Here is a 25,461-nt window from a genome sequence, read left to right on the forward strand (position 1 = left end):
GCAGCCTTACCATTTCGGCGACGGTGGTATATTCGACCAGATCTACAAGCCAGCGCAGTAAGATAAAATCTAGATCAGGACGACATGACCACAGCATCCGCCAAGGCGGGGTGGCGATTCAGGCAGCCGAGCGTCATTCCGGGTTTCGGATTGACGCTCGGCTTCTCGCTTGCCTACCTCACTCTCATCATCCTCATTCCCCTGTCCGGGCTGATCTGGCGCTCGGCGGCGCTCGGCTGGACCGACTTCTGGGCGATCGTCACCGACCGCCGCACCATCAACGCGCTTGAAATCAGCTTCGGCACCGCCTTCATTGCCGCCGCCGTCAACGTCGTCTTCGGCACGATCGTCGCGTGGGTGCTGGTGCGCTACAGCTTTCCAGGCCGCCGCATCGCCGATGCCATGGTCGACCTGCCCTTCGCGCTGCCGACGGCGGTTGCCGGCATCGCGCTGACCACGCTTTACGCACCGAATGGCTGGATCGGAAGCCTGCTGACGCCGCTCGGCATTAAGGTCGCGTATACGCCGCTCGGCATCGTCATCGCGCTGGTCTTCATCGGTCTGCCCTTCGTCGTGCGCACCGTGCAGCCGATCATGGAGGAGATCGACAAGGAGGTAGAAGAAGTGGCCGCCACGCTCGGCGCCAATCGCTTCCAGATCATCAGCCGCGTTCTACTACCCGGACTGGCGCCTGCCATCGTCACCGGTTTCGCGCTGGCCTTCGCGCGCGGCGTCGGCGAGTACGGTTCCGTCATCTTTATCGCCGGCAACCTGCCGTTCAAATCCGAGATCGCGCCGCTTCTGATCGTCATCCGGCTGGAGGAATATAATTACGCCGCGGCGACCGCGATAGCGGCGATCATGCTGGCGCTGTCCTTCGTCATGCTGCTGGTCATCAACCTGGTGCAGACCTGGAGCCGCAAGCGCTATGGCTGACCCGGAGATCAAATCCTACGCGCCGCACCATGAAAGCCAGTCGCCGGCGGTGACCGAGAGCCGCACGGCGAGAACCGTGCTGATGATAGTGACCTTTGCCTTCCTCGGCATTTTCCTGCTCCTGCCGCTGATCATCGTCTTCAAGGAAGCTTTCGCCAAAGGTATCGAGGCCTACACACAGGCGCTGAGCGAACCGGACACGCGCTCGGCGATCCGCCTGACGCTTCTGGTCGCGGCGATCTCGGTGCCGCTCAACATCGTCTTCGGTATTTCCGCCGCCTGGGCGATCGCCAAGTTCGAGTTCAAGGGCAAGGCGTTCCTGACCACACTGATCGACCTGCCGTTTTCGGTCTCCCCGGTCATTTCCGGCCTGGTCTATGTACTTCTGTTCGGCGCGCAAGGCCTGCTCGGCGCCTGGCTCAAGGCGCATGGCATCGTCATCCTGTTTGCCGTGCCGGGCATCGTGCTGGCCACGATCTTCGTCACCTTCCCCTTCGTCGCCCGTGAATTGATCCCGCTGATGCAGGAACAAGGCAATGGCGACGAGGAGGCAGCCCTGTCGCTCGGGGCCAATGGCTGGCAGGCGTTCTGGTACGTGACGTTGCCCAACGTCAAATGGGGATTGCTCTACGGCGTGTTGCTGTGCAATGCCCGTGCCATGGGCGAGTTCGGCGCGGTCTCGGTCGTGTCGGGCCACATACGCGGGCTAACCAACACCATGCCGCTGCATGTTGAAATCCTTTATAACGAGTACAATGCCGCCGCCGCCTTTGCCGTCGCTTCGCTGCTTGCCGGCCTGGCGCTCGTCACGCTGGTCTTGAAAACACTTCTCGAGATGCGCTACGGCGCCGAGATCGCCGCGACGCGCGGACACTGACAAATGCATGTCGCCCAAAAGTGTGTAGCGGTTTTTGGACAACGACATGCATAAAACAAAGATTTGATGTCGCCCAAAAGTGGGAACCGGTTTTGGGATAACGGCATGCATCAACTACAAAAGGGATTTGCATGGAAGTTCGCGTTGCCAACGTGCGCAAGGAGTTTGAGCGGTTTCCGGCCCTCCGCGACGTTTCGCTCGACATCAAGTCGGGAGAACTGATCGCCCTGCTGGGACCTTCCGGTTCCGGCAAGACGACGCTGCTCAGGCTGATTGCCGGCTTGGAGCGGCCGACCCGCGGAAAGATCTTCTTCGGCGAAGAGGATGCCTCCCAAAAGTCGATTCAGGAGCGCAATGTCGGCTTCGTCTTCCAGCACTACGCGCTGTTTCGCCACATGACGGTCGCCGACAATATCGGCTTCGGCCTCAAGGTCCGGCACGGGCCGTCACGCCCGTCGGCGAAGGAAATCCGCCGCCGCGCTTCGGAACTTCTCAACCTCGTTCAGCTTTCCGGTCTGGAAAAACGCTATCCGGCACAGCTTTCGGGCGGCCAGCGCCAGCGCGTGGCGCTGGCCCGCGCCATGGCGATCGAACCGGCCGTGCTTTTGCTCGACGAGCCGTTCGGCGCGCTCGATGCCCAGGTGCGCCGCGAACTGCGCCGCTGGCTGCGCGACATCCACGACGCCACCGGCCATACTACGGTCTTCGTCACCCATGACCAGGAAGAGGCGCTGGAGCTTGCCGATCGCGTCGTGGTGATGAGCCAGGGCCGCATCGAGCAGGTCGGCACCGCCGACGAGATCTACGACACCCCGAACTCGCCGTTCGTTTATGGCTTTATCGGCGAATCGAGCTCGATCCCGGTCAAGGTCGAGGACGGCCAGGTCTGGATCGCCGACCGCCCGATCGGGCTCTCCGCGCCGCACGCACCGCAAGGCGAAGCGACGCTGTTCTTTCGCCCGCACGACGTCGATCTGGTGGAAGAATGCAACGGCTGCATCGCCGGCACGGTCGCCGCCAGCCGCCGCGTCGCCGGCACAAGGCGGGTCGAGCTCGAAATCGGCGGCGAACGTCAGCGGGTCGAGATCGAATTGCCCGTCGATCATCCGGCGGCGCAGAAAAGTCGCGTGGCTTTTAGGCCGCGGCGCTGGAAGCTTTTTCCGGCTGCTTGATCCTCTATCAGGCGTTACACCAGCCAGTTCTCGACCTTCAGGCCTTTGATCCGGTTGAACTCCCCGGTGTCGGCGGTCACCAGGATAGTTCCAAGCGCACGGGCGTGGGCAGCAATAAAAAGGTCATTTTGGCCGGTGGTCTGGCCCCTGCCTTCCAGTTCTGCGCGAATCGCGCCGTACTCGGCATCCACCGGCACATCGAGCGGCAAGACGGGAATCTCAGCCAGCAATTCCTCGACCTTCTTGTGCAACTTGGCTGATCTTTTCTTGACGCAACCATATCGCAGTTCCGACGCGACCACGATGCTGGTACACACGGCGGCGTCTCCCACGCGCAGGACAGCGCTTGCGGCTTTCCCGGCCGGATTTCGGATCATGTCGCTGACAATGTTCGTGTCCAGCATGAACCGCATCAAAAAAATTCCTCGGATTTGACAGGCATATCCTCGACTTCGGGAAGGTCTTCCTCGGCATCGGGCGGCGGCTCTTTCGCCCATTGCGCGAGCAGTGCGGTGAGGCCAGGTTTGCGGACCGGCTCGATGATCAGGCGGTCGCCTTCACGGCTGATCAAGACCTTTTCGCCGGGAAGTTCGAACTCGACAGGAATGCGCACCGCCTGGCTGCGATTGTTACGAAACAACTTCGCCTCCTTCGGCGGGGTTGTTGAATGGCGGTGTTGAGACATGACAACAGCTCCTTGTATATACTATTTGTATATGCAGACCAGGGCGGCGATGCAACCGCCTTGCACCGCGTTGGCCGGCCGGGAACCATCGTGCACGCCGACGGCATCGGCGCCGCTGCCAAGCTGTCCTGAGACTCTGCTTGAAAGAAAAAACTAGAAATCGCCCACAGCGGGAATATTTCTTCTATCGACAACGTGGAGCGGCCGCTCTGCGTGCCTCGTCGCGCACGATGCCTTGCCGCTAGGGTCCGGCATTAAGCTCATGGCATTGGAGCCTGTTTTCATGAAGCGATTTTTGCTTGGCGTCGCCACGTTGGCCGGCCTGGTCCTCGCATCCTCCCAAGCCTGGTCGGCCGACAGATTGCTGAACGCCTCTTACGATGTCGGCCGCGAACTGTTTGCGCAGGTCAACAAGGCGTTCGTCGCCGCGCACCCCGGTGTCACCATCGATCAGTCGCATGCCGGAACTTCGGCGCAGGCGCGCGCCATCGCCGAGGGTCTCAGCGCCGATGTCGTTACCTTCAACCAGGTCCTCGACATCGACTTCCTGGTCAAGAAGGGCCTCATCTCCGCCGACTGGCAGAAGGACTTTCCCGACAACGCCTCGCCTTTCTATTCGCTGCCCTCCTTCCTGGTGCGCGCCGGCAATCCGAAGAACATCAAGGATTGGAGCGATCTCGTGCGCGACGACGTGCAGGTGATCTTCCCCAATCCGAAAACCTCGGGCAATGCGCGCTACACCTATCTTGCGGCCACCGCCTACGCCAAGGAAGCCTTCAAGGACGACGACGCCAAGGTGAAGGAGTTCGTCACCAAGCTGTTCAACAACGTGCCGGTGTTCGACAGCGGCGGGCGCGCCGCGACCACCACTTTCGTGCAGCGCGAAATCGGCGACGTACTCATCACCTTCGAGTCGGAAACGCGCGGCGTCCGCAAGGAGTATGGCGAGGACAAGTTCGAGCAGGTAACGCCTTCGGTCAGCCTGTTGGCGGAATTTCCGGTGGCGATCGTCGACACCGTTGCAGACGAGCATGGCACGCGCGATCTCGCCAAGACCTATCTCGACTTCCTCTATACGCCGGAGGGCCAGGACATCGCCGCCCGCAACGGCCTGCGGGCCCGGGACGCGGCCGTCGCCGCCAAATACAAGGCTGAGTTTCCCGACGTCCGCCTGCTGACGGTGGAGGACGTCTTCGGCGGCTGGGCCAAGGTCCAGGCCGAGCACTTTGCAGCGGGCGGCCTGCTCGACCAGACTTATGGCAGCCGCTGAGGCGATCTTCCAACTTTGACAGAAGCCGGCTTTGCCGGCTTCTTTGCTTTCGCGCCGCGAACGGTGATTTCTGGCACTTTCCGGGCGCATTCCGTCCAAAACGTTACAAAGAATCAACGCGTTTGTGCCTACCGTGAGAACGGACGGCTTGTTTTCGCGAACGGCTTCGCGTGATCAAACCGTCATGATTTGCACACAAACAGCCGCCAGACGCGGGTGGTTGGGGCTTCATGGGTTGACTCGGGGCATGCTTACCAAAAAAGGCAAATACGGCCTCAAGGCCCTCGTGCATCTGTCGGGCCTGCCGGTCGGCCAGCTCGCATTCGTCAACGACATTGCGGTCGCCAATAACATCCCCAAGAAATTCCTGGATGCCATCCTGGGCGAGTTGCGTAACGCCGGCTTCGTCCAGAGCCGCAAGGGCAAGGAAGGCGGTTACCGCCTTGCCCGGCCGGCTTCCGAGATCAAGATCGGCCATGTCGTGCGTGTCCTCGACGGGCCGCTGGCGCCGATCCCCTGCGCCAGCCGCACGCAATACCAGCGCTGCGAGGATTGCGACGAGGCGACCTGCCAGGTTCGGCACATGATGCTGGAGGTCCGGCAGGCGATCGCCGAGGTGCTGGACAACCGCAGCCTCGCGGCCATGCGCGACGCCGACAATGACGATTTCCCAGTCGAACTGACGTCGCAAATCTAGCGCGCGAGCAGGCTCAAGGCAGTCGCGACGGTGTCGGCGACCGGACGCGTGCCATCTAAGGTTATCGCCGCCTCGTCCGCCGCTGGCGCCTCGAGCGTGGCGAACTGGCTGTCGACTAGGCTTGCCGGCATGAAATGACCCTTGCGATTGCCGACGCGCTGTTTTGCTGTTGCCGGGTCGATTTCCAGGTAAACGAAAACGATATCCGGGCAAAAGCCGCGCAGGCGATCGCGGTAGCTGCGCTTCAGCGCCGAGCAGGCGGCGACCACACCTTGCCCGCTTGCGACCGACGCGGCCATCCGCTGGCCGATCGCGTCGAGCCAGCCCTCGCGCAGCGCGTCGGTGAGCGGCTGGCCGCTCGCCATGCGCGCGACGTTTTCGGGCGGATGCAGCCTGTCGCCTTCGATAAAGAGGGCGCCCAATGCCGCTGCAAGCGCTTCGCCGACGACCGACTTGCCGCAGCCGGCAACGCCCATCACCACGATGGCGGGTATCGTTCGAACAGTGCTCGCCCTCACGTCGTTCCCGGTCATGCAGGTCAGCGGCTTGCCGGCGCGCGGCCATAGAGCAGCAGCATGGCGACGATGACGACGCCGTAGATGATCTGCCGTCCCGCCTCCGGCATCTGCATGACAGAGAGAATGGACTGCAAGAGGGTGATCAGGATTACCCCGGCGACGGTGCCGAGATAGGAGCCGCGCCCGCCGAGGATCGAGGTGCCGCCGAGCACCACCGCGGCGATCGACGGCAGCAGATAGGCATCGCCCATCGACTGTGCCGCCTTGGAGGCATAGCCGGCCAACAGCACGCCGCCGAAGGCCGAGAGCCCGCCCGAAACCGCAAAGGCGATCATCACCACGCGCCTTGTATCGATGCCGGAAAGATAGGCGGCACGCTCGCGATTGCCGATGCCGTAAACGGTGCGGCCGAAGCCGGTGCGGGTCAGCACGAACACCATTGCGGCGCCGATCAGCGCCCAGATGAGGACGGCGTTGGGCACGGCAGGAACGGCAAAGCCGGTCGCCAGGTAGCGCATCGCACCGGTCGCCGAATCCTGCGGCGAGAAACCGCCCGTGTAGACCACCATCAGCCCCTGCGCGACGGCGTTGGTGGCAAGCGTGATGATCATCGAGGGAATGCGCAGATAGGCGACGCCGATGCCGTTGACGATGCCGATCAGAACACCGCAGAAGATGCCGAACGGAATGGCAAGCGCCACGCCGACGGTACCGTATGCGGCCGCGGCGCAGGCCATCATGGCGCCGGCCGCCACCGACCAGGGCACCGACAGGTCGATCTGGCCGAGCAGGATGACCAGCATCATGCCGGTCGCGATGACGCCGAGAAACGACGCCACCTTGAGCTGCTGCAAAAGGTATTCAGGCGACAGGAAGCTGCGCGAATAGAGGCTGCCGAGGAACAGCAGCAGCACGATACAGGCGAACGCCGTCAGCACCGCCGGGTCGGCGCGGCGGAGGAATTTCGGCATGCGGCCGGCGAGACCACTCACAGTCGTTTCGCTCACAGGAACCACTCCAGCCGGTTGCGGACCCGAAACAGGGCGAACGCGCCGAGGCTGACCGCGATCAGCAGAATGACGCCCTGGAACAGCGGCTGCCAGAGCGGATCGAAATCGAAGACGAACAGCAGGTCGCCGATGGTGCGGAAGGCAAGCGCGCCGAAGATCGCGCCGATGGCGCTGCCCTTGCCGCCGAACAGCGACACGCCGCCAAGCACGACCGCGGCAATCGAAAACAGCGTATAGGCGTTGCCGCTGGCATAGGCCGCATCACCGGTATAGGTGAAGAACGTCAGGAACAGCCCGCCGATCGCGGCAAGCAGACCGGCAAGCGCATAGGCGGCGAACTTTCCACGCCGGATCGGCACGCCGGACATGTAGGCCGCCATCTCCGAGGAGCCGGCTGCATAAGCGGCGCGGCCTAGCACCGACCGGCTGAACGGCACCCAGACCACGAGCACGACCGCCAGCAGCGTCACCAGACTCGCCGGCACAAAACCAAACAGGCGCCCGGTCAGCGCATCGGCGAGCCCTTCATTGACCGAGCCGCCGGGAAACGGCCGAAGCAGCAGCGCGATGCCGAAATAGACCGCGCCGGTGGCGATGGTGGCGACGATCGGCTGCAGGCGTCCATAGATGACGATCGCACCGTTGATTGCCCCGCACAGCAGCCCGGTTCCGAGCACGGCGAGGACGCCGAAGGCGGTCTCGATGCCGGTGCCGACGACCAGCCACGAGGCCAGGCAGTTGGTCAGCGTGAAGATCATACCGACCGAAAGGTCGATGCCGGCGGTGATCACCACCAGCGTTTGCGCCATGGCGACGAAGGCGAGCAGCACGCCCTTGTTCGAGGCCGTTTGTACGACGTTGGCGGTGAAGCCCGCCGGATGGTTCGAGGTGTAGATGACGAACATGACAACGAAGATGCCGAACGCCAGCAGCGTTCCGCGCTGTTCGGCAAGCCAGTAGCGCCAATCCTTCACGCGTCCGCTCCTTGCTTTGGCATCTCTTCGTGAATGTTGAGCGCGCTGGCGATCAGCGCCCGCTCGGTGATTTCGGCGCCGACCAGTTCGCGCTTGACCGCGCCGTCATAGAGCACCAGCACGCGGTCGCAGCAGCCGATCAGCTCGTCATAGTCGGTCGAATAGAAGAGGATCGCCGCGCCCTGGTCGGCAAGCTTGCGCATCAACTGGTAAAGCTCCTGCTTGGTGCCGACATCGATGCCGCGCGTCGGATCGTTGAGCAGGATGATGCGCGGCTGCCGCATCAGCCATTTGGCGATGACGACCTTCTGCTGGTTGCCGCCGGACAGTGCGCCGACCGGAATGTCGAGCCCGGCGGTCTTGATCGCCAGGAGACCGACCATGTCGTCGATCAGCCGCTGCTCGGCGGCGCGATCGATGATGCCGGCCCTGGACAGCCGGTCAAGGGCGGCGAAGGAGAGGTTTTCGCGCACCGTCATCGGCAGCATCAACCCTTCGGTCTTGCGGTCCTCCGGGATCAGCGCCATGCCGATCCGGTCATCGCGCGCCGCGGCCGGGCTGGCGATCGCCACCGGCCTGCCGTCGATCAGGATCTGGCCCGACAGGCCACGCAGCACACCGAAGAAGGCGAGCAGCAATTCGCGCTGGCCCTGGCCGTCGAGGCCGCCAAGGCCGACCACCTCGCCCGCCCCGACCGACAGCGAGACATCATGCAGCCGATCCGTCCATGACAGGCTGCGCGCCTCCAGAACCGGCGTGGCTGCGGCAGCCGCCCGTGCGGGCTTGGGCGGAAAGATGTGGCTGTATTCGCGCCCGATCATCAGTTCGACGACCTCGTTGTCGCTCTTGGTGCCGGCCGCGTAGCTGGCGACATTGCGGCCATTGCGGAACACCGTGCACTGATCGGCCAGCTCGGCGATCTCGTTCATGCGGTGCGAGATATAGAGCAGCGCCAGCCCTTCCGAACGCAGCCGCTTCAACACGGCGAAAACTCTGGCGACGTCAGCCGCGGTCAGCGCCGAGGTCGCCTCGTCGAGGATCAGGATGCGCGGCTTGCGCGCCAGTGCCTTGGCGATCTCGACCATCTGCCGTCTCGAAAGAGGAAGATCCTTGACCAGCGCCAGCGGATGGATATCGGAGGCGCCGGCGCGAGCCAGGGCTTCTTCGGCGATGCGGCGCTGCGCCTTGCGGTCGATCATGCCGAAACGCTTCGGCGGATCGGAAATGACGATGTTGTCGGCAACGCTGAGTTCGGGGACGAGCGACAGTTCCTGGAAGATGCAGACGATGCCGGCCTGGTTGGCGGCGGCCGGCGAAGCGAAGGTAACTTCGCTTCCGTCCAGCATCATGCGGCCCTCGTCGGGCGCAACGACCCCCGCCATGACCTTGATCAGCGTCGATTTGCCGGCGCCGTTCTCGCCGAGAATGGCGTGGATGCTGCCTGGAGTGACCGACAGTTCGGCCTTCTCCAGCGCCCGCACGCCGCCATAGCGCTTGGATATGCCTTCCATGCGGAAGAGCGGAACCGCACCGTCCATCGGCCCTCCCCAGGCGCTTGGCAATCAGGATGTCGAGCGCCGACGCCCCGGGATTCCCGCGGCGTCGGGCTGTCGGAGTTTACTGGTTTTCCTTGCTCTGGCCCATGATTTCCTGCGCCGTGAAATTGATGCCGCAGGTCGGGAAGGAATTGCCGACGAAGAAATTGTCGGACTGATCGGGGAAGAAATCCTGGCCTGCCTTGAAGTTCGGATCCTCGACGATCGCCAGCGGCAGCTTGACCGCTTGCGGCACGACCTGGCCTTCAAGTGCTGCAATCGCCGTCTTGATGGCAACCGCGACCTGAGCCGGGCCGGTGCCGGCCGACGAGCATTTCAGGCCGTCAGCGGCGAACTTGGCGCAGAATTTGCGGAAGCCGTTCTCCGTCTCGCCGCCGAACGGCACGAACGGATGCTTGGCATCGATCATCGCCTGCACGATGCCGGTATCGCCGCCCTGTCCGGTAATGCCATCGAAGGGGCCGTTGGTGGCAATGGCATCGGCCGTAGCCTTTTGCGCAACGCCGTCATCCCACTTGCCGACGACCTCGGTGACATCCCATTTCTTGCCGGAAGCGTCGAGAACCTCGTGGATGCCGTTATGGCGATCGGTGTCGACGGACGTGCCGGCGACGCCGCGCACTTCCAGCACCTTGCCGCCGTTCGGCACGTGCTTGACCAGCCAGTTGGCCCACAATTCGCCAAGGCCTTTCTGGTCGACATTGACGTTGATGGCATCCTTGGTGTCGAGGATGTTGTCGAAGGCGACCAGCACCACGCCGGCTTCCTTGGCCCGCTTGATGACAGGACCGAATGCGGTCGGGTTCTGGGCGTTGACGACAATCGCGTCATAGCCGGAATCGATGAAATTGTTGATTGCCGAAATCTGGGCCGGCACGTCCTCGCCGGTCGAGACCACCTTGAATTCCTTGAGCTTGGCCGCGACCTCCGGCTGCGCTGCATAGGCCTTTGCCGTCTGCACCATCTGGATGCGCCATGTGTTGGCGATATAGCCGTTGGCCAGAGCGATGCGGTACGGGCCGTCTTTCTTGGGGAACTTGAAGAACTGCGTATCGGCCGACCAGGGCGCGAAGCAGTCAGGCTCGGCCGATGGCCCCTTGACGATTTCAGGATCGGCGATCGCCGACGAGCTCAGCATGACGAAAGCAGTGGCGGCAACGATACCGCCAACGAGTGACTTGATCATCGATATTCCTCCCAGTTGCAGTGTTGTTTGTTGTTACGCCGATGAATTTGCGCGTTTCCGGCCCGGCACCTCCCGCCGTACCCGTCGCGCGTTCAGGTGGCCGAATGCCGACCCGATCCCCTCCTTTGCTGCCCGGATAGTCCCACAAAAACTATCATATTAGACATAATAAACAAGCATGAGCTGTCGCTTATGTATAATAAACAGCCTCCCATCTTCTGAGCGAAGTACCGCCCGGCGATAACTGGTAGCGCTACCATTACGCAGTGTAAAGCGCCATTGCGTTGAAGCTCGCTTCAGCGCGCCGTGCTTTCACGTCGCTTGAGTTCGAAGCCAAGGTCGACAACCCGCTGCTCCGGCCTGTTGCCTTCGATCGCCGCAAGCGCCATGGCGACCGCCCGCCGGCCGATCTCGTAGCGGTAGGTCCGAACGCTGGTGACCGACGGAAAGGCCACCTCCATCATGTCGAGATCGTTGAAGCCAACGATGCCGATCGTTTTCGGCACGGCGATCGAAGCGCGGTGGCATTCGAACAGCACGCCAAGGGCGATATCGTCATTGTTACAGAACACCCCATCGAGGCTCGGCACCTTGGCCAGCGCGTCGCGGAACAATTCGCGGCCGAGGGTGACGCTGGAGGGCACTGGCGTCGTGGTGGTGAGCCTCGGATCGAACAGGCCGGCCGCCTCCATCGCCGCGCGATAGCCGGCAAGCCGCCGCTGCGAACGCGGATCCATGCGCGCACCGATGAAGCCGATCCGGCGATAGCCTGCCTCGATCAGATGTTCCGCAGCCGCCTTGCCGCCCTCGAAATGCGAGAAGCCGACCATCATGTCGACCGGATCGGGCCCGGTCTCCATCACCTGCACCACCGGACAGCCTGCCGTTTCCAGCAGTTTTCGCGAGGCCGGCGTCTGGTCGATGCCGGCCACGATCAGCGCCGCCGGGCGTTGCGGGCCAAACACCTGCAGCAGCCGCTCTTCCTCGAGGCCGGAATAGTGGGTGTTGCCAAGCTGGATCCGGAAAGGGCCGTCCGACAGGCTGTCGTAGATGCCGCGCACCACTTCGGCAAAGACGTTGTTGGTAAGCGACGGCACCAGAACGCCAAAGACCTCGGCGCGCGCCGAAGCCAGCGCCCGCGCATTCGGGTCGGGCACATAGCCGAGCTCGTTCACGGCCGACTCGATCTGGCGGCGCAGATCTTCCGAGACACGCCCCGGCTCACGCAGGGCGCGCGACACGGTAATGGCGCCGACGCCGGCCTTGCGGGCGACATCGGCGATGGTCGGGCGGCCGCCGCCGCGGCGCGAGCGCGGCTTGATCACCGTACTCGTCCGGACGCCGGGCAACCGCCCACACGCGACCGTGAAACGATGTTCAGCGTTTTTGAAACTGCTGCCATGCCAAACTGGCCCGTTGCCACACCTTGTCTGGCGTCGCGCAGCCTTCGGCTGTTGTCAAGCGACGGCCGGAGAGACTGTATCCGTACCGCTGTGCTTCAGGCCGCCACAGCAGCGCTGCGCCGGGCCTTCCACAACAGCAGCACTATGGCCAAAATATTCAGCAGGTTCCAGGCAATGCCGTTGAGGAACGCGGCGGCATAGGAGCCGGTCAGATCGTAGATCCAGCCCGACATCCAGCCGCCGATCGCCATGCCGAAGATGGTCGCCATCATGACGATGCCGACGCGCTGGCCAGCCTCCTTGGCTGGCATATATTCGCGCACGATGATCGCATAACAGGGCACGATGCCGCCCTGCGACAGGCCGAAGACCAGCGAGACGACATAAAGCGAGGCAAGCCCGTCGAACGGGATATAGAACAGCAGCGACAGGCATTGCAGCACCGAGCCGATCAGCAGGGTTTTCACGCCGCCGATGCGATCGGCAAGGAAACCCGAGCCAAGCCGGCTGACGACGCCCGCCGCCAGCATGATCGACAGCATATCGGCGCCATGCGCCACGCCGTAGCCGAGATCCATGCAATAGGCGACGATATGGACTTGCGGCATCGACATCGCCACGCAGCAGCCGAGCCCGGCGACGATGAGCAGCGCCTGCAAGGCCGCCGGCGACAGCGAGATCGGCTGCACCACGCGGCTGCCCGGCGATCCCGGAGCCGCCTGGGGCGGTGCGCCGCGCCGGAGCAGCAGGATCAAGGGCACCATGGTGACCAGACAGACGGCGCCGATCGCGGCATAGGTGAAGCGCCAGCCTTCGGTCTGCATGACATAGGGCATCGCCGTCGGCCAGATCGCTCCGGCGAGATAGTTGCCGGATGCGGCAGCCGTCACCGCGACGCCGCGGCGCCGGTTGAACCAGTGCGAGATGTCGGCGATCAGCGGCCCGAAGATCGCCGACGAGCCAACGCCGATCAACAGGCCCTGGACGAGGGTGAACTGCAGGATCGAACTGGTCAACGACGCCAGCAGGAAGCCGGCGCCAAGTGTAATCGCGGCAATCAGCGCCGGGATCCAATACCCCATGCGGTCGATGGCGCGGCCGAACAGCACATTGCCGGCGGCAAAGCCGACCATGGTCGCGGTGTAGGGCATCGAGGCAGCGGCGCGATCGACGCCGAATTCTGCCTGCACGGCAGGCAGCACCACGACCACCGCCCACATGCCGACCCCGCCGATCGTTGCCAGCAGCATCGAGATGCCCAGCCGTATCCAGGCATAGGCACTGTCGATGCCGGAACTTTCTGCCTGGCTTGAGACGATTGGGGTCAAGAGCTTTTCCTGTCCGCAGTTCTTGAATCGGCGGTTCTGACCACTATCGGCGCATTCGCATCGCCGAGCAGCGCCACGACAGGCAAATCCGTGGCTCCAGGGATTCGGGCCGAAGTGGAACAGGGGTGCGCCATAAGGCGTTTTCCTGGCAACGACCTAGTGGAAGGAGTTTGCCATGACCGCGCAACGGAAATGGTCCGCCGACGTCACCGAGCACAGCGACGCGCTGGACCTCGAGGAACACATCTTCGAATCCCACGATCCCAAGAAGATCGCCGCCTCGTTGAAGCGATCGGCCGAGCACAGCGACCGACGCAAGGCAGGGCCGTTTCAATCCGCCATGTCGATGCTGAATTTCTACATCAACCGCGCCGGCAAGAACCTGCCGGCGGCGCAGAAGAAAGTGCTGGAGGACGCCAAAGATGAACTGCGCGTCCTTTTTGGCCGCCCAAAGGAAGACTAGAATCGGTCACCATCGATTGGTTCTGCCAAATTCGGCTGAACTGGACCTAGTGACAGGGCCTCTTTGTCGCCAGTCTGCAGGCTCGGCTTGGATTCCCGAGCCCGCAAAAGCCTGGCGTCATGACGGTCAAGATCGGCATCAATCCCATCACCTGGAGCAATGACGACGTTCCGGCGCTTGGCGGGGATACGTCCTTGGAGACCTGCCTGTCGGAAACGGCGCTGGCCGGCTACCGCGGCACCGAACTCGGCGGCAAATTTCCGCGCCAGGCTGAAGTGCTTGGGCCGCTCCTGTCTTCCTATGGCCTGGAACTCGTCGCCGGCTGGTATGATGGCCGCATTCTCGACCGCACGGTCGACGAGGAATTCGCGGCGATCACCCCACATCTTCAGCTGTTGCGCGACCTTGGCGCCAGGATCGTCGTCTACGCCGACACCTCGCGCGGTCGCCATGACGGCATTTTCGCACCGATCTCCGAGCGTCCGCGCCTCGCCGACAGCGACTGGCCGTCCTATGGCGAGAAACTGACCGCCCTCGCCGACCGCATGGCTGCATTCGGGGTCGGCATGGCCTTCCACCACCACATGGGCACCATCGTCGAGACGGACGATGAAGTCGACAGGCTGATGGCGGCGACGGGCCGAAGCGTCGGCCTTTTGTTCGATACCGGCCACTGCCTGTTTTCGGGCGGCGACCCGCAATCGCTGCTGCAACGGCATCTCGACCGTATCGTGCATTTCCATTGCAAGGACGTTCGCAGGGCGGTGCTGGAACGGGCACGCCGCGAGGACATGAGCTTCATGGCGGCGGTAATGGACGGCATTTTTACCGTGCCCGGCGACGGCTCGGTCGATTTCCTGTCATTGCTGAAACCCCTCGCCGCGCGCGGCTATGAAGGCTGGCTCGTTGTCGAGGCCGAGCAGGATCCGGCCAAGGCGCATCCGCTGACCTATGCCAGCAAAGGCTATTTCTCGCTGCTCGCCACCGCCCGCGAGGCCGGCTTCGAAGTGGCGACTCGGAAGGCAGGCTGACCGGCCCGCATTGCGAGCCGGAGGAACATAATGGGCGCGCGCCTCGATGGGGTTAGCGAAGCGAAAGCGCCCGGCGATCCGCGCCGCCTTGCTCCCTGCGCGGCGCGGATCGCAGAATCCCGGCTCTGGATTTCAAACCCCGACTTTCAAGCTTGAGGCCGGCCGGAAGCCGTGCCTTGATGCAACCGAGGAGGAGCGACATGGCTTTCGAAGCTGCGCTTGGCATGGAACGGCTTTGCACCATCCGGGAGATTGCCGAGAAGGCGGAACTTGGCGCCGCCACCGTGCATCGTGCGCTGAAGAACAGCCGCGAGGTCCACCCCGAAACCAGGCGACTGGTGCTCGACACTGTCTGCCGGCTCAACGAGGAAAAGATCGCCCGCGCCGCCCGGTCCGTCGGGGGATAGTGCCGTGGCCGACCACATGCGCCTTTCCCTCGACATCATGTCGGTCGACCGTGCTTCGGAAGAACCGATGCATCGTCAGATCTACGGCGCCTTGCGACGCTTCATCCTTGACGGCCAGATCCCGCAGAACACGCTGCTGCCGTCGACGCGCTCGCTGGCCGAAGATCTGAAGGTCGGGCGCAACACGGTCATCGCCGCCTATGACCAGCTCCTTGCCGAAGGTTTTATCGAGGCGCGTGCCGGATCGGGCACCTGGGTGGCGCCGATCCAGCAGAACCGCCCCTTGGCATCCCTGCGCGCCGGACTGGCAGCGCCGCAAAAGCTGTCGCGGCGTGGCCAGACCATCGTCAACGGCCCGCAACCGCCACGCAATGCCGGCGTCATCAATTTCCATCCCGGCGTGCCTGAAACGGCATCGTTTCCGTTCACCATCTGGTCAAGCCTTCTGGTGCGCAATGCACGCAGCCGCGACGAGAGCCTGCTTGGTTATCTCTCCTTTGCCGGCCATCCCGGCCTGCGTCAGGCCATTGCCTCGACCATCGGCCTGTCGCGCGGCATCAGCTGCACCGCCGACCAGGTGATCATCGTCACCGGTGCGCAGGCGGCACTCGATCTCGTCTCGCGCGTGCTGATGGACGAAGGCGACCATGTCTGGATGGAGGAGCCCGGCTATCTCGGCGCCAAGAGCGCCTTTCTCGCCAGCGGTGCCAGGCTGGCACCGTTGAAGGTCGACCGGCGCGGCTGGCATCTTGCCGATCCGGAGCTGCCGCCGCCGCGGCTGATCTATGTGACGCCATCCTGCCAATGGCCGTTCGGCACCATCATGCGCATCGAGGAACGATTGCAGTTGCTCGACATCGCCGAACGCAACGGCGCCTGGATCGTCGAGGATGACTATGACGGCGAATACCGGTTCCGCGGCCGGCCGGTGCCGGCGCTGCGCGGGCTCGATCATGCCGACCGCGTCGTCTACATCGGCAGCTTCGGCAAGACGCTGATCCCGGCGCTGCGCATCGGCTATCTGATCGTGCCGCGCGAATTGTCGGTTCCGTTCGACCGGGCGGTGAGCATCACCGGCCAGTTCGCGCCGCTGATCCTGCAGGCAACGGTCAACGACTTCATCACCCAGGGCTATTTCGCCACGCACCTCAAGCGCATGCGCCGGCTCTATGCGCGCCGGCAGGCGAACTTCGTCAAGCTGTGCCAGGAGCATCTGGCCGAATGGCTGACCGTCACGGAAAACGATTCCGGCATGCAACTGCTGGCCAGCTTCGTCAGGCCCTATAAGGACAGCGACGTGGTCGCCGCCGCCCTCAAGGAGGGGCTCGACGTTCAGGGCATCTCCATCAACTACCACTCTACTGAACCCGAGCACGGCCTGCTGCTCGGCTACGCGGCAATGGACGAACGTCAGATCCTGCGCGCCGTGCTGGCGCTGCGCGCCGCGTTCCTAAGATTGGATAGAAGCTAGAGCCGGCTCTCCATCTCGTTCACCGCGGGGTTGAATCGGTCGTCCGCAGTGATTAGGAATATGGGGCGTCGGTCCTTGTTTTTCGGCGTTCGCGCAAAGCGCGCTTCCCAAGGCCGAAACGCCCCGAAAACCTGAAGCATGCCACCGCCGGTTTGGGCTGGCGGCGCATTCATCTGAACCATGAGGATTGCCATGAGAACCGCATCCTGTGCCTGCGGGCAACTGAGGATCTCCTGTAACGGAGAGCCGCAACTGGTCGCACAGTGCCACTGCCTCGACTGCCAGAAGCGGACCGGCAGCATGTACGGCGTCGCGGCCTTCTTTGCGCGCGACAAGGTAGAAGCCGAAGGCGACGCCAGTACCTACAGCCGGTCGGCTCGGAGCGGCCACCACGTCACTTTCCATTTCTGCCCGGGCTGCGGCTCGAGCGTCTTCTGGGAGCCCGAGCGAAAGCCTGAATGGATCGCTGTCGCGGTCGGCTGCTTCGCCGATCCCGCCTTTCCGGCCCCGGCGCATGTTGGGTGGGAAGAACGGCGTCATCCCTGGGTTTCCGGTTAGCGACGCCAACCCGCCAGGGCAGCGCTTTATCTTACTGGTTGATCTCGGGTTCAACGAGCTTCGCCAGATTTCGCAGCGACTCCTGCCAGCCGAGATAGCAGGCCTCAACCGGGATGGCGTCTGGAATACCTGCCTGCGTGATATTCACTTCGGTGCCGACCGACACTTTCTTCAATGTCACGGTCACCTCGATCTCGCCGGCCAGGTTGGGGTCGTCGAACCGGTCGGTGTAACGCAGTTGCTCATTGGGCACGAGCTCGACATATTCGCCGCCGAACGAGTGGCTGTCGCCGGTGGTGAAGTTGCGGAAGGACATTTTGAACGTACCGCCGACTTTCGCCTCGAAGTGATGAACCGTGCAGGTGAAGCCGTTCGGCGGAAGCCATTTGGCAAGTGCATCCGCTTCGAGGAACGCGCGGTAGACTTTCTCCGGGCTGGTTGTCAGAACGCGGTGCAGCCGTACGGTGCCGGGCATATCGTTAATCCTCCCTGTTGGTGATCGATGCTCCCTAGGACGAGCGGAGCCCGGCCTATCCGACACGGGCCTGCGGATTTTTTGGCGACCGGTTATGCCGGCCGGAATCCTCGCCCGGCCGCCGGACAAGGAACTCCGCCGCAGGGTAGCAAACCGCGCCGGATCTGGTCTAGTTCACACTGTCGAACTTCTGCAGATCAACCGGTGCCGCCTTGCGCAATTCGATATCATCGAGCGAAGCATTCTCCAGCGCCACGCGCGCCGCCGCGTCGATGTTGTGGATCATGTCCTGAATGTCGGCATCGCTGTGCGCCGGGTTCATGGCGACCATCACGGTGCGGTTGAGGATGTCGAGCGAGCGCTTGCCGAGGTCGTCGGAATAATCCAGCCGCAGGCCCTGGTTCTCGGACAGTGTGTAAGGATTGAGCGCCGGATGATGCGCGCCTTCATGCATCAGCACCTGGTCCCACTGGGTGAAATTGTGACGGCCGGTCTTGCCGGCAACGACGCTCGGAATGGTCTTCGAAAAAGTCTGCGCCGCCTGCTCGCTCGGCAGCAGGTACATCACCTGTGCGGCACAATCGTCGTCCGCGCTGTTCATCGGCGACGGCGTCAGCCCAAGATTGCTAAGGTGGCGGGTACCGGCCAGCACCGTCTTCTTCTCGGCCCGCATCGCCTCGATGATGCCGTCCAGCCGGTCGAGTTGGACGTTGAGCATCGCCCCCATCAGTTCGGAAGCACGCGCGCCGATGCCGGCGAAGGGTTTGATGCTGTCGCTTCTGCCCTGCCAGTAGAAATGGCAAGGGTCGATGGCGCAGCGCGCCCGCTCCGCCACTTTCGCATCGCTGGTGGCGATGCCGCCGCCCTCGCCCGAGGTCATGTTCTTGAAGTAGTTGAAGGAATAAGCGCCGGCATGGCCAATCGAGCCGAGCTTGCGGCCCTCATAGCCGCCGCCGATGCCTTGGCAGACATCCTCCAGCACCAGCAAGCCGCGCTTGGCAGCAATGTCCATGATCGCATTCATGTTGCAGGCCGCGCCCCACATATGCACCGGGATGACCGCCCTGGTGCGCGGCCCGATGGCATCGCGCAAGGCGATGGGATCGATGGTCAGGCTCTCGTCGATGTCGACGATGACTGGAATGGCCCCTACCGACAGCACCGCGGTCGCGGTCGCCATATAGGTGTGCGCCGGCACCAGCACTTCGTCCCCCGGGCCGATGCCGAGGCCGATCAGGCCGGCGGCGAGCCCATAGGTGCCGCTGGCGGCCAGCGCGAAATGCTCGACGCCAAGATGCTGCGCATAGCGGGCCTCGAAGCGGTCGCATTCGCTGTCCTTGCCGTAACGAAACAGCGCGCCCGAGCGGATCACCCTGGCAATGGCTTCGATTTCCTCTTCGCCGGCGGTGTACATGATAGGCCTCCAGTCACTTGATAGTGTGGGTCACTTGATAATGTGGTCGCTTGATGGTGTGGTCGCTTGATGGTGTGGACAGCCGTAGGCTTGTCGGCACAGTTTGAAAGAACCACTCCGCCGCTATTCGACCAAGCCATCTGCGCCCGGAAGACGGTTCCTATGACTGGTTTTGAACCGTGATTGGGGAAATCGGTAGCTAAGTGTCTCAGCCGGCAGGCAAATCGTACCCATCCGAATTCGCCAAAGTGGCCCTGTCGGAAACCCAGCTTTCGGCGTTCCATTCCGGCCAGTTGGGCAAACGGTTGGTTCCATGAAATACGGGACACATTTTGGAAGACCCTCGAAACCGGCGTGTCGGCAGAAAGGCGGCCGTTCGTGAATGCCGCCGGCTCCAGCAAACGGATCGTACTCCACGAGGACGATGTCGGCATGTGCCACGGCGCCAACAGCGCCTTCCTCGAATTGAGCGGGCTGGGCGTCTGCAGTTCCGGCGCGGTGATGGTGCCGTGCCCGTGGTTCCTCGAAATGGCCGAGAGCGCCGTCGCCAAACCTGACCTTGACCTTGGCGTTCACCTGACGCTGAACAGCGAGAAGCAGCATTACAAATGGCGGCCGTTGACCGCGCCGTCACGGGCGGCCGGCCTGACCGACGAATTCGGCTTCTTCTGGCCCGATGTGGCGACCACGCGCCGCAAGGCGGTGCCGCAGGCGGTCGAGGCCGAGCTTCGCGCCCAGATCGACACCGCCTATCGCGCCGGCATCGACGTCACCCATCTCGACGCCCATATGGGAGCGGCATTGTCGCCGGAATTCTGCAACATCTACATCAAGCTCGGGCTCGAATATCAGCTGCCCGTGCTGCTGACCAAGACGCTGTCCGCCTATTCCCCCAACGACAATCTGGTCGGCGTCACCGAGGAGGCGTTCCAGCGCGGCGTGGCGCTGGCCCGCGCCGGCGGCTTTGCCATTTTCGACGCCGCCATCCAGACGACCTGGGGCCGGCCGCGTTCCAGGCCGATCGAGCCGGCTTACAAGGCGCTCATCGAGGGTGTGCGCGAGGGCCTGACCTTCTTTTGCCTGCATTGCAACGCGCCCGGTGAACTCGAGCTGATCGAGCCGCGCTCCGCCTATATCCGCACCGAAGAGTACGAGCTGTTCCGAGACCAGGGCTTTCGCGACTGGCTCGCCGCACAGCCGATCGACGTCATCGGCATGAAGCCGTTGCGCGAGGAGCTTCGCGCCACGCTCTCGGCCGGGCGATTATCAACAACAGCCCGCGGCAACAACGCGGGCGAACAGCGATCGGCGTCGGCAAAGGCCCGCAAAGCGGCCACCCGATCCGCAACGTGAGCCGATCGTCGCGGCCGGAAAACGGCGCCAGAGGGATTGGAACTGCAACGACAAATGGGAGAATAAGATGAAAACTCTTCTGAAAGTGGCATTGGGCGCCTTCGTTTCGGCGGGCCTGATGACAGGTATCGCGCATGCCGCGGGCCTGAAGGATCCGAAGGACGTCCGCATCACCTTCGTAGTGCATGGGTCGGCGTCCGATCCCTATTGGTCGGTGGTCAAGCGCGGCGTCGATGACGCGGCCGCCCTTACCGGCGCCAAGGTCGAATATTACGCGCCGCAGGTCTTCGACGTGGTCGAGCAGGCCCGGCTTCTCGACGCCGCCATCGCCACCAAGCCGGATGGTATCGCCGTCTCCATCGCCGACGCCAATGCGCTCGGCAAATCGGTCAAATCCGGGCTTGCCGCCAATATTCCCATGGTGGTTCTGGATTCCGGCGAGAAGGAAGGCGCCGAGCTCGGCACTACGCTCTATGTCGGCACCGTTTCCGAATATGATTCCGGCAAGAAGGCCGGCGAGCGGCTGGCCAAGGAAGGCACGCTCAAGGTCGTCTGCATCAACCACGAGGTCGGCAATGTCAGCCTCGACCAGCGCTGCCAGGGCCTCAATGACGGGCTGAAGCCCTCCGGCGGCGGCACCGAGGTTCTGGCCGTGGCGCCGGATCCCGCCGACGTCCAGCGCCGCACCGAGGCCTATCTGTCGGCGCATCCGGACACACAGGCGGTCTTTGCGCTTGGCGCCACCGCCGCCAATCCGCTGATCCCGATGTTCCGCGACAAGGAACTGTTCGGCAAGCTCAAGCTCTACACGTTCGACATCAGCCCGGAGGTCCTCGATTCTGTCGTCGCCGGCGAAATGGGCTTCGGCATGGACGCCCAGCAATATCTGATGGGCTATTTGCCGGTGATCTATCTGGTCGAGCAGGCAACGCACGGTTTCTGGCCGCAGAACAACGCCTATACCGGACCGCTGTTCATAGACTCGCCGGAAAAAGCCAAGGCGATCCTGGCCCTCGCCAAAGAGGGCATCCGCTAGGCAAGCGCTCCGACGGAACGGGAGAATGCGCCAAGCGCTCTCCCGATCCGTTCGAAGATTGCGAATTGAGCGATTGGAGAGCCTAATGGCGGTCGTGGAAGACAAGGCGATACCTCCGGGCGAACTGAAGGCGACCGACCGCTTCGGCATGACGTCGAAGCGGGCCGCCGGCGCCGACGAGCGGCTGGCCAGCACCGGCAAGCTGACCCAGTGGCTGCGCCGGCCGGAAGCCGGTGCCGCCGGTGGGCTGCTTGCGACGATCATCATCTTTGCGCTGCTGCCGGGCGCGGCAAACCTCTATTCGCTGCAGGGATCGATGACATTCCTGACGCTGTCGGCGGAGCTCGGCATCGTCGCCACCGCGGCAGCACTCCTCATCATCGCCGGCGAGTTCGATCTTTCGGTCGGCTCCATGGTCGGCTTCGCCGGTGTCGTCATCGGGCTGACGGTGAAGTTCTGGGGACTGCCGCTATGGGGCGGCATAGCCTGCGCCTTCGCCGTTGCCATCCTCACCGGCTATCTCAACGGTCTGATCGTGGTGAAGACGCGCCTGCCCTCCTTCATCGTCACGCTCGCCACGCTCTATATCCTGCGCGGATTGTCGATCGGCATCACCCGCGCCGTCACCGGCCGCACCCAGATCCCCTACATCCTCGAAGGGGCGCCGGACCCGGCGACGGCTGGCCTGTTCAACGGCCATCTGCTCACCGGCCTGTTCCACTGGATGGGCGCGCAAGGCTGGATCGCCACCCGCAGCGACGGCATCCCGTTCGTTGCCGGCATTCCGATGTCGATCGTCTGGTGGCTCGGCCTGACGGCGCTGGCCGGCTACGTGCTCACCCAGACGAAATACGGCAACTGGATCTTCGCCACCGGCGGCGACCTGATCGCAGCCCGCAACGTCGGCGTGCCGGTCGATCGCGTCAAGATCAGCCTGTTCGTCTACACCGCTTGCGCGGCGACGCTGCTTGCCACCATCCAGGTGATGGAGGCGGGCTCCGCCGACACCACGCGCGGCCTGCTCAAGGAATTCGAGGCGATCATCGCCGCCGTCATCGGCGGCGTGCTGCTCACCGGCGGCTACGGCACCGTCTATGGCGTGCTGTTCGGCGCGCTGATCTTCGGGCTGGTGCAGATGGGCATCTTCTACACCGGCATCGACACCGACTGGTTCAAGGTCTTCCTCGGCATCGTCATCCTGATGGCCGTGCTGGTCAACAACTACATCAGGCTGAAGGCGCTCGGCCGCGGAGGTGGCAAATGACCGAACCGGCCCAAATGACCGAACCCGCGATGGAACTGCGCGGCGTCAGCGTCAATTTCGGCTCGGTGCGCGCCCTCCAGGACATCGACATCAAGGTCTATCCGGGCGAGGTCCACTGCCTGCTCGGCGATAACGGCGCCGGCAAGTCGACGCTGATCAAGGTTTTGTCCGGCGTCTACCGGCCGGGCAAGGGCGAAATACTGGTCGACGGCAAGCCGGTCACCTTCCGCAGCCCGCGCGATGCGCAGGAGCTCGGCGTGGCAACGGTGTTCCAGGACCTCGGCATGATCTCGCTGATGTCGATCACCCGCAACTTCTTCCTCGGCCGCGAGCCGACCAAAAGCAGCCTGCCCTTCTCGCGCATCGACAAGGAGCGCGCCAACACCATCGCCAGGCAGGCGATGGCCGATATCGGCATCGACGTGCGCGACCCGACGCAAGCCGTCGGCACGTTGTCGGGCGGCGAGCGCCAGTCGGTGGCGATCGCACGCGCCGCGCATTTTGGCGCGCGCGTCCTGATCCTCGACGAGCCGACCTCGGCACTCGGCGTCCACCAGGCGGCGATGGTGCTGAAGTTCATCATCGAAGCACGCATGCGGGGCCTGGCCGTCATCTTCATCAGCCACAACATCCACCATGCCTATCCGGTCGGCGACACCTTCACGCTGCTCAACCGCGGCCGCAATCGCGGCACCTACGCCAAGTCGGAGATCTCGCGCGACGAGGTCATCTCGATCATGTCGGGCGGCGAGGATTTGAAAGCGGTCGAGGCGGAGATTGCCGGCCTGCTTGCCCAGATCGGCAACCGGCCGCCTGCGGCGCCTTGAGCTGACAATCGGACATTGCGGGGAATGATCCAATGAGCAGGTTACGCGTCGGGGTCGTCGGCGCCGGCATGATCTCGCAGGTCGAGCATCTCCCCAATCTGCTGCGCCTCGGCGAATTGTTCGAGCTGGTCGGGGTCGCCGATCCCTCCAGGATTTCGCGGCAGTTCGTCACCGACACCCATGGCATTGCCAATTTCGAAACGATCGACCAGCTCTTCGACCAACGCCTCGACGCGGTGGTGATCGGCTCGCCGGACCCGCTGCATCACGAACAGGTGCTGGCGGCGCTGGCGGTTGGCCTGCATGTCTTTTGCGAAAAGCCGCTCTGCTATTCGCTGGCGGAAATCGCCAAGATTGTCGCCGCGCGCGATGCCGCCAGGAAAATCATGCAAGTCGGCTATATGAAGCGCTTCGATCCGAGCTATCGGCTGGCGCTCGCTTCGCTGCCTGGAACATCAAGCACGCTGCGTTCGGTCTCGGTGGAAGTGAACGATCCCGACGCCTGGCCGTTCATCGCCCACCAGCCCTACAGGCGCGGCACCGATATCCCGAAGGACATGATCGCCGCTGTCGCGGCCAAGCAGAAGCGCCAGGTCGAACACGCCATTGGCGTGCCTTTCACCGATCTCGCTTTCCGTGGATTTACCGGCGCTTACAGCTCGGCCTTGATTCACGATGTCAATGCCGTCCATGGCCTGCTCGATGCGCTCGGCGTGCCGGACGGCGAGGTCGTCGGCGCGCAGATCTTTGCCAATGGCGACGGCGGCCAGGGCGCCGTCAGGCTGCTGGACGGGCAGGCACTGTGGACCATGACGCATCTCACCGTGCCCAAGCTCGCCGACTACAAGGAGCGGATCACGCTGTTCTTCGACGATGCCAGCCTCGAGCTCGAATTCCCCTCGCCCTGGCTCAATCATCATCCGGCCCGGCTGACGGTGACGACCTCGGACGGTCACACGCTGTCGAAGAAAGATTTGCGTGCCGGTTACGCCGAAGCCTTCGTCGAAGAGATGCGTGGCTTCTGGGCGGCGATCGTCAATGGCGATGCCGTCGTCAACCCACCCGAACACGCCGCCCGCGACCAGGCGCTGCTGATCGGGCTGACCCGGCGGCATCTCGCGACCGCACCCTTCGATTGAGCGCTAAAACCCTGATGCCGAACGGCCGTTACCTGGACTTGATGACGCTGTCGGTATTGGCCAGCAGCTTGCGCACCGCATTGCGCGCCGCGTCCGGCCGCTGCAGGCGGATGCTCTTCTCGATTGCCTCATGCAGCCTCTGCGCATGCTGCAAATCGTCCAATTCCCGCGTGGTATAAGCGAACAGATGATCGAATGCCGATTCGATCAGCACGCCGAGCGGCACCAGCAGATCGTTGCCCGAGGCGCGCAGGATGGCGAGGTGAAACCGCGTGTCGGCGCGCGTGCGCTCCTGCAGATTGGTTGCCTCGCCCATCTCGCGGCAGGCCTGGCTGATCTCGGCCATCTGCTCGTCGGTGCGCCGCATGGCGGCAAAGGCGCTGGCCTCCGGCTCGATGATGTGGCGGAATT

Annotated in this window: 27 protein-coding genes; 15 read left to right on the forward strand and 12 right to left on the reverse strand. The window is 63.5% G+C overall.

Annotation, left to right across the window (positions count from 1 at the left end):
- Nucleotides 1-84: 84 nt before the first annotated feature.
- From cysT to NKK47_RS32190, 3 genes are all read left to right on the forward strand, one after another.
- Nucleotides 85-936 (forward strand): sulfate ABC transporter permease subunit CysT, encoded by an 852-nt coding sequence (cysT, locus tag NKK47_RS32180; protein ID WP_352456237.1) that lies wholly within the window; start codon nucleotides 85-87, stop codon nucleotides 934-936.
- Complete coding sequence (cysW, locus tag NKK47_RS32185; RefSeq protein ID WP_352456238.1) at nucleotides 929-1,813, forward strand: sulfate ABC transporter permease subunit CysW; 885 nt, start codon at nucleotides 929-931, stop codon at nucleotides 1,811-1,813. Before cysT ends, cysW begins: the two co-directional genes overlap by 8 nt.
- Before the next feature lie 131 nt (nucleotides 1,814-1,944).
- Complete coding sequence (locus NKK47_RS32190; RefSeq protein WP_254819067.1) at nucleotides 1,945-2,985, forward strand: sulfate/molybdate ABC transporter ATP-binding protein; 1,041 nt, start codon at nucleotides 1,945-1,947, stop codon at nucleotides 2,983-2,985.
- Between the two features lie 14 nt (nucleotides 2,986-2,999).
- Here NKK47_RS32190 and NKK47_RS32195 read toward each other — a convergent pair whose 3' ends face one another.
- On the reverse strand, nucleotides 3,000-3,398 hold the full coding sequence (locus tag NKK47_RS32195; protein ID WP_352579607.1) for a type II toxin-antitoxin system VapC family toxin: 399 nt from the start codon (nucleotides 3,396-3,398) through the stop codon (nucleotides 3,000-3,002).
- Nucleotides 3,398-3,670: an antitoxin gene (locus NKK47_RS32200; RefSeq protein ID WP_352579608.1), complete on the reverse strand. Its 273-nt coding sequence runs from the start codon at nucleotides 3,668-3,670 to the stop codon at nucleotides 3,398-3,400. Before NKK47_RS32200 ends, NKK47_RS32195 begins: the two co-directional genes overlap by 1 nt.
- A gap of 283 nt (nucleotides 3,671-3,953) precedes the next feature.
- Here NKK47_RS32200 and NKK47_RS32205 point away from each other — a divergent pair, with 283 nt between their 5' ends.
- Together NKK47_RS32205 and NKK47_RS32210 are read left to right on the forward strand one after the other, a co-directional pair.
- Complete coding sequence (locus tag NKK47_RS32205; protein ID WP_352579609.1) at nucleotides 3,954-4,940, forward strand: sulfate ABC transporter substrate-binding protein; 987 nt, start codon at nucleotides 3,954-3,956, stop codon at nucleotides 4,938-4,940.
- Between the two features lie 247 nt (nucleotides 4,941-5,187).
- Entirely contained in the window at nucleotides 5,188-5,637 is a 450-nt protein-coding gene (locus NKK47_RS32210) for an RrF2 family transcriptional regulator (RefSeq protein WP_006202816.1), read from the forward strand.
- On the opposite strand, the gene NKK47_RS32215 is transcribed toward NKK47_RS32210, so the two are convergent.
- The 7 genes from NKK47_RS32215 to NKK47_RS32245 all read right to left on the reverse strand — a co-directional run bounded on the left by NKK47_RS32215 (nucleotide 5,634) and on the right by NKK47_RS32245 (nucleotide 13,534).
- Nucleotides 5,634-6,113, reverse strand: coding sequence for a gluconokinase (locus tag NKK47_RS32215; RefSeq protein ID WP_352456241.1), 480 nt, complete (start codon nucleotides 6,111-6,113; stop codon nucleotides 5,634-5,636). The genes NKK47_RS32210 and NKK47_RS32215 overlap by 4 nt on opposite strands.
- Before the next feature lie 62 nt (nucleotides 6,114-6,175).
- On the reverse strand, nucleotides 6,176-7,162 hold the full coding sequence (locus NKK47_RS32220; protein ID WP_352456242.1) for an ABC transporter permease: 987 nt from the start codon (nucleotides 7,160-7,162) through the stop codon (nucleotides 6,176-6,178).
- Nucleotides 7,159-8,139, reverse strand: a complete 981-nt coding sequence (locus NKK47_RS32225; RefSeq protein ID WP_023675830.1) for an ABC transporter permease — start codon at nucleotides 8,137-8,139, stop codon at nucleotides 7,159-7,161. Before NKK47_RS32225 ends, NKK47_RS32220 begins: the two co-directional genes overlap by 4 nt.
- Nucleotides 8,136-9,677, reverse strand: a complete 1,542-nt coding sequence (locus NKK47_RS32230) for a sugar ABC transporter ATP-binding protein (RefSeq protein ID WP_352456244.1) — start codon at nucleotides 9,675-9,677, stop codon at nucleotides 8,136-8,138. The genes NKK47_RS32225 and NKK47_RS32230 overlap by 4 nt, the downstream gene beginning before the upstream one ends.
- Before the next feature lie 79 nt (nucleotides 9,678-9,756).
- Nucleotides 9,757-10,881: a sugar ABC transporter substrate-binding protein gene (locus NKK47_RS32235; protein WP_023675828.1), complete on the reverse strand. Its 1,125-nt coding sequence runs from the start codon at nucleotides 10,879-10,881 to the stop codon at nucleotides 9,757-9,759.
- A 296-nt stretch (nucleotides 10,882-11,177) separates the two neighbouring features.
- Complete coding sequence (gntR, locus tag NKK47_RS32240) at nucleotides 11,178-12,206, reverse strand: HTH-type transcriptional regulator GntR (protein ID WP_352571764.1); 1,029 nt, start codon at nucleotides 12,204-12,206, stop codon at nucleotides 11,178-11,180.
- A 173-nt stretch (nucleotides 12,207-12,379) separates the two neighbouring features.
- Nucleotides 12,380-13,534: an MFS transporter gene (locus NKK47_RS32245; RefSeq protein WP_502905092.1), complete on the reverse strand. Its 1,155-nt coding sequence runs from the start codon at nucleotides 13,532-13,534 to the stop codon at nucleotides 12,380-12,382.
- Nucleotides 13,535-13,787: 253 nt separating this feature from the next.
- Between NKK47_RS32245 and NKK47_RS32250 the strand changes: the two genes are divergently transcribed.
- The 5 genes from NKK47_RS32250 to NKK47_RS32270 all read left to right on the forward strand — a co-directional run bounded on the left by NKK47_RS32250 (nucleotide 13,788) and on the right by NKK47_RS32270 (nucleotide 17,542).
- A complete protein-coding gene (locus NKK47_RS32250; protein WP_352453278.1) occupies nucleotides 13,788-14,075 on the forward strand; it encodes a DUF3175 domain-containing protein in 288 nt (95 codons plus the stop codon).
- A 119-nt stretch (nucleotides 14,076-14,194) separates the two neighbouring features.
- Nucleotides 14,195-15,106: a myo-inosose-2 dehydratase gene (iolE, locus tag NKK47_RS32255; protein ID WP_352579611.1), complete on the forward strand. Its 912-nt coding sequence runs from the start codon at nucleotides 14,195-14,197 to the stop codon at nucleotides 15,104-15,106.
- A gap of 200 nt (nucleotides 15,107-15,306) precedes the next feature.
- Nucleotides 15,307-15,513 (forward strand): LacI family DNA-binding transcriptional regulator, encoded by a 207-nt coding sequence (locus NKK47_RS32260; protein ID WP_352579612.1) that lies wholly within the window; start codon nucleotides 15,307-15,309, stop codon nucleotides 15,511-15,513.
- Nucleotides 15,514-15,517: 4 nt separating this feature from the next.
- Entirely contained in the window at nucleotides 15,518-16,984 is a 1,467-nt protein-coding gene (mocR, locus tag NKK47_RS32265) for a rhizopine catabolism transcriptional regulator MocR (RefSeq protein WP_352453275.1), read from the forward strand.
- 192 nt (nucleotides 16,985-17,176) lie between these two features.
- On the forward strand, nucleotides 17,177-17,542 hold the full coding sequence (locus tag NKK47_RS32270) for a GFA family protein (protein ID WP_352579613.1): 366 nt from the start codon (nucleotides 17,177-17,179) through the stop codon (nucleotides 17,540-17,542).
- A 31-nt stretch (nucleotides 17,543-17,573) separates the two neighbouring features.
- On the opposite strand, the gene NKK47_RS32275 is transcribed toward NKK47_RS32270, so the two are convergent.
- A complete protein-coding gene (locus NKK47_RS32275; protein ID WP_023675820.1) occupies nucleotides 17,574-18,017 on the reverse strand; it encodes an SRPBCC family protein in 444 nt (147 codons plus the stop codon).
- Nucleotides 18,018-18,186: 169 nt separating this feature from the next.
- Entirely contained in the window at nucleotides 18,187-19,431 is a 1,245-nt protein-coding gene (locus NKK47_RS32280) for a DegT/DnrJ/EryC1/StrS family aminotransferase (RefSeq protein WP_352579614.1), read from the reverse strand.
- 378 nt (nucleotides 19,432-19,809) lie between these two features.
- On the opposite strand from NKK47_RS32280, the gene NKK47_RS32285 reads away from it, so the two are divergent.
- From NKK47_RS32285 to NKK47_RS32305, 5 genes are all read left to right on the forward strand, one after another.
- The gene (locus NKK47_RS32285; protein WP_352579615.1) at nucleotides 19,810-20,784 is read left to right on the forward strand and encodes a polysaccharide deacetylase family protein; all 975 of its coding nucleotides are present in this window, start codon (nucleotides 19,810-19,812) and stop codon (nucleotides 20,782-20,784) included.
- A gap of 67 nt (nucleotides 20,785-20,851) precedes the next feature.
- Complete coding sequence (locus tag NKK47_RS32290; RefSeq protein WP_352453270.1) at nucleotides 20,852-21,820, forward strand: rhizopine catabolism ABC transporter substrate-binding protein; 969 nt, start codon at nucleotides 20,852-20,854, stop codon at nucleotides 21,818-21,820.
- A 148-nt stretch (nucleotides 21,821-21,968) separates the two neighbouring features.
- Nucleotides 21,969-23,084 (forward strand): ABC transporter permease, encoded by a 1,116-nt coding sequence (locus tag NKK47_RS32295; protein ID WP_352579618.1) that lies wholly within the window; start codon nucleotides 21,969-21,971, stop codon nucleotides 23,082-23,084.
- Between the two features lie 14 nt (nucleotides 23,085-23,098).
- Nucleotides 23,099-23,911 carry an ATP-binding cassette domain-containing protein gene (locus NKK47_RS32300; RefSeq protein ID WP_352579619.1) on the forward strand — a complete coding sequence of 271 codons (813 nt, stop codon included), beginning with the start codon at nucleotides 23,099-23,101 and terminating at the stop codon, nucleotides 23,909-23,911.
- Nucleotides 23,912-23,943: 32 nt separating this feature from the next.
- Nucleotides 23,944-25,050 (forward strand): Gfo/Idh/MocA family protein, encoded by a 1,107-nt coding sequence (locus NKK47_RS32305; RefSeq protein WP_352579616.1) that lies wholly within the window; start codon nucleotides 23,944-23,946, stop codon nucleotides 25,048-25,050.
- Between the two features lie 28 nt (nucleotides 25,051-25,078).
- On the opposite strand, the gene NKK47_RS32310 is transcribed toward NKK47_RS32305, so the two are convergent.
- On the reverse strand, nucleotides 25,079-25,461 hold a 383-nt coding region (locus tag NKK47_RS32310; protein WP_352579617.1), incomplete at its 5' end, for a FadR/GntR family transcriptional regulator.

The sequence above is a fragment of the Mesorhizobium sp. M0019 genome (assembly GCF_040323975.1).
Classification (GTDB): Bacteria; Pseudomonadota; Alphaproteobacteria; order Rhizobiales; family Rhizobiaceae; genus Mesorhizobium.

Coding starts and splice junctions, on each gene's coding strand:
- cysT (WP_352456237.1), top strand. CDS start 85: ATGACCACAGCATCCGCCAAGGCGGGGTGGCGATTCAGGCAGCCGAGC.
- cysW (WP_352456238.1), top strand. CDS start 929: ATGGCTGACCCGGAGATCAAATCCTACGCGCCGCACCATGAAAGCCAG.
- NKK47_RS32190 (WP_254819067.1), top strand. CDS start 1,945: ATGGAAGTTCGCGTTGCCAACGTGCGCAAGGAGTTTGAGCGGTTTCCG.
- NKK47_RS32195 (WP_352579607.1), bottom strand. CDS start 3,398: ATGCGGTTCATGCTGGACACGAACATTGTCAGCGACATGATCCGAAAT.
- NKK47_RS32200 (WP_352579608.1), bottom strand. CDS start 3,670: ATGTCTCAACACCGCCATTCAACAACCCCGCCGAAGGAGGCGAAGTTG.
- NKK47_RS32205 (WP_352579609.1), top strand. CDS start 3,954: ATGAAGCGATTTTTGCTTGGCGTCGCCACGTTGGCCGGCCTGGTCCTC.
- NKK47_RS32210 (WP_006202816.1), top strand. CDS start 5,188: ATGCTTACCAAAAAAGGCAAATACGGCCTCAAGGCCCTCGTGCATCTG.
- NKK47_RS32215 (WP_352456241.1), bottom strand. CDS start 6,113: ATGGGCGTTGCCGGCTGCGGCAAGTCGGTCGTCGGCGAAGCGCTTGCA.
- NKK47_RS32230 (WP_352456244.1), bottom strand. CDS start 9,677: ATGGACGGTGCGGTTCCGCTCTTCCGCATGGAAGGCATATCCAAGCGC.
- NKK47_RS32235 (WP_023675828.1), bottom strand. CDS start 10,881: ATGATCAAGTCACTCGTTGGCGGTATCGTTGCCGCCACTGCTTTCGTC.
- NKK47_RS32245 (WP_502905092.1), bottom strand. CDS start 13,534: ATGCTGCTGGCAACGATCGGCGGGGTCGGCATGTGGGCGGTGGTCGTG.
- NKK47_RS32250 (WP_352453278.1), top strand. CDS start 13,788: ATGACCGCGCAACGGAAATGGTCCGCCGACGTCACCGAGCACAGCGAC.
- iolE (WP_352579611.1), top strand. CDS start 14,195: ATGACGGTCAAGATCGGCATCAATCCCATCACCTGGAGCAATGACGAC.
- NKK47_RS32260 (WP_352579612.1), top strand. CDS start 15,307: ATGGCTTTCGAAGCTGCGCTTGGCATGGAACGGCTTTGCACCATCCGG.
- NKK47_RS32270 (WP_352579613.1), top strand. CDS start 17,177: ATGAGAACCGCATCCTGTGCCTGCGGGCAACTGAGGATCTCCTGTAAC.
- NKK47_RS32275 (WP_023675820.1), bottom strand. CDS start 18,017: ATGCCCGGCACCGTACGGCTGCACCGCGTTCTGACAACCAGCCCGGAG.
- NKK47_RS32280 (WP_352579614.1), bottom strand. CDS start 19,431: ATGTACACCGCCGGCGAAGAGGAAATCGAAGCCATTGCCAGGGTGATC.
- NKK47_RS32290 (WP_352453270.1), top strand. CDS start 20,852: ATGAAAACTCTTCTGAAAGTGGCATTGGGCGCCTTCGTTTCGGCGGGC.
- NKK47_RS32295 (WP_352579618.1), top strand. CDS start 21,969: ATGACGTCGAAGCGGGCCGCCGGCGCCGACGAGCGGCTGGCCAGCACC.
- NKK47_RS32300 (WP_352579619.1), top strand. CDS start 23,099: ATGACCGAACCCGCGATGGAACTGCGCGGCGTCAGCGTCAATTTCGGC.
- NKK47_RS32305 (WP_352579616.1), top strand. CDS start 23,944: ATGAGCAGGTTACGCGTCGGGGTCGTCGGCGCCGGCATGATCTCGCAG.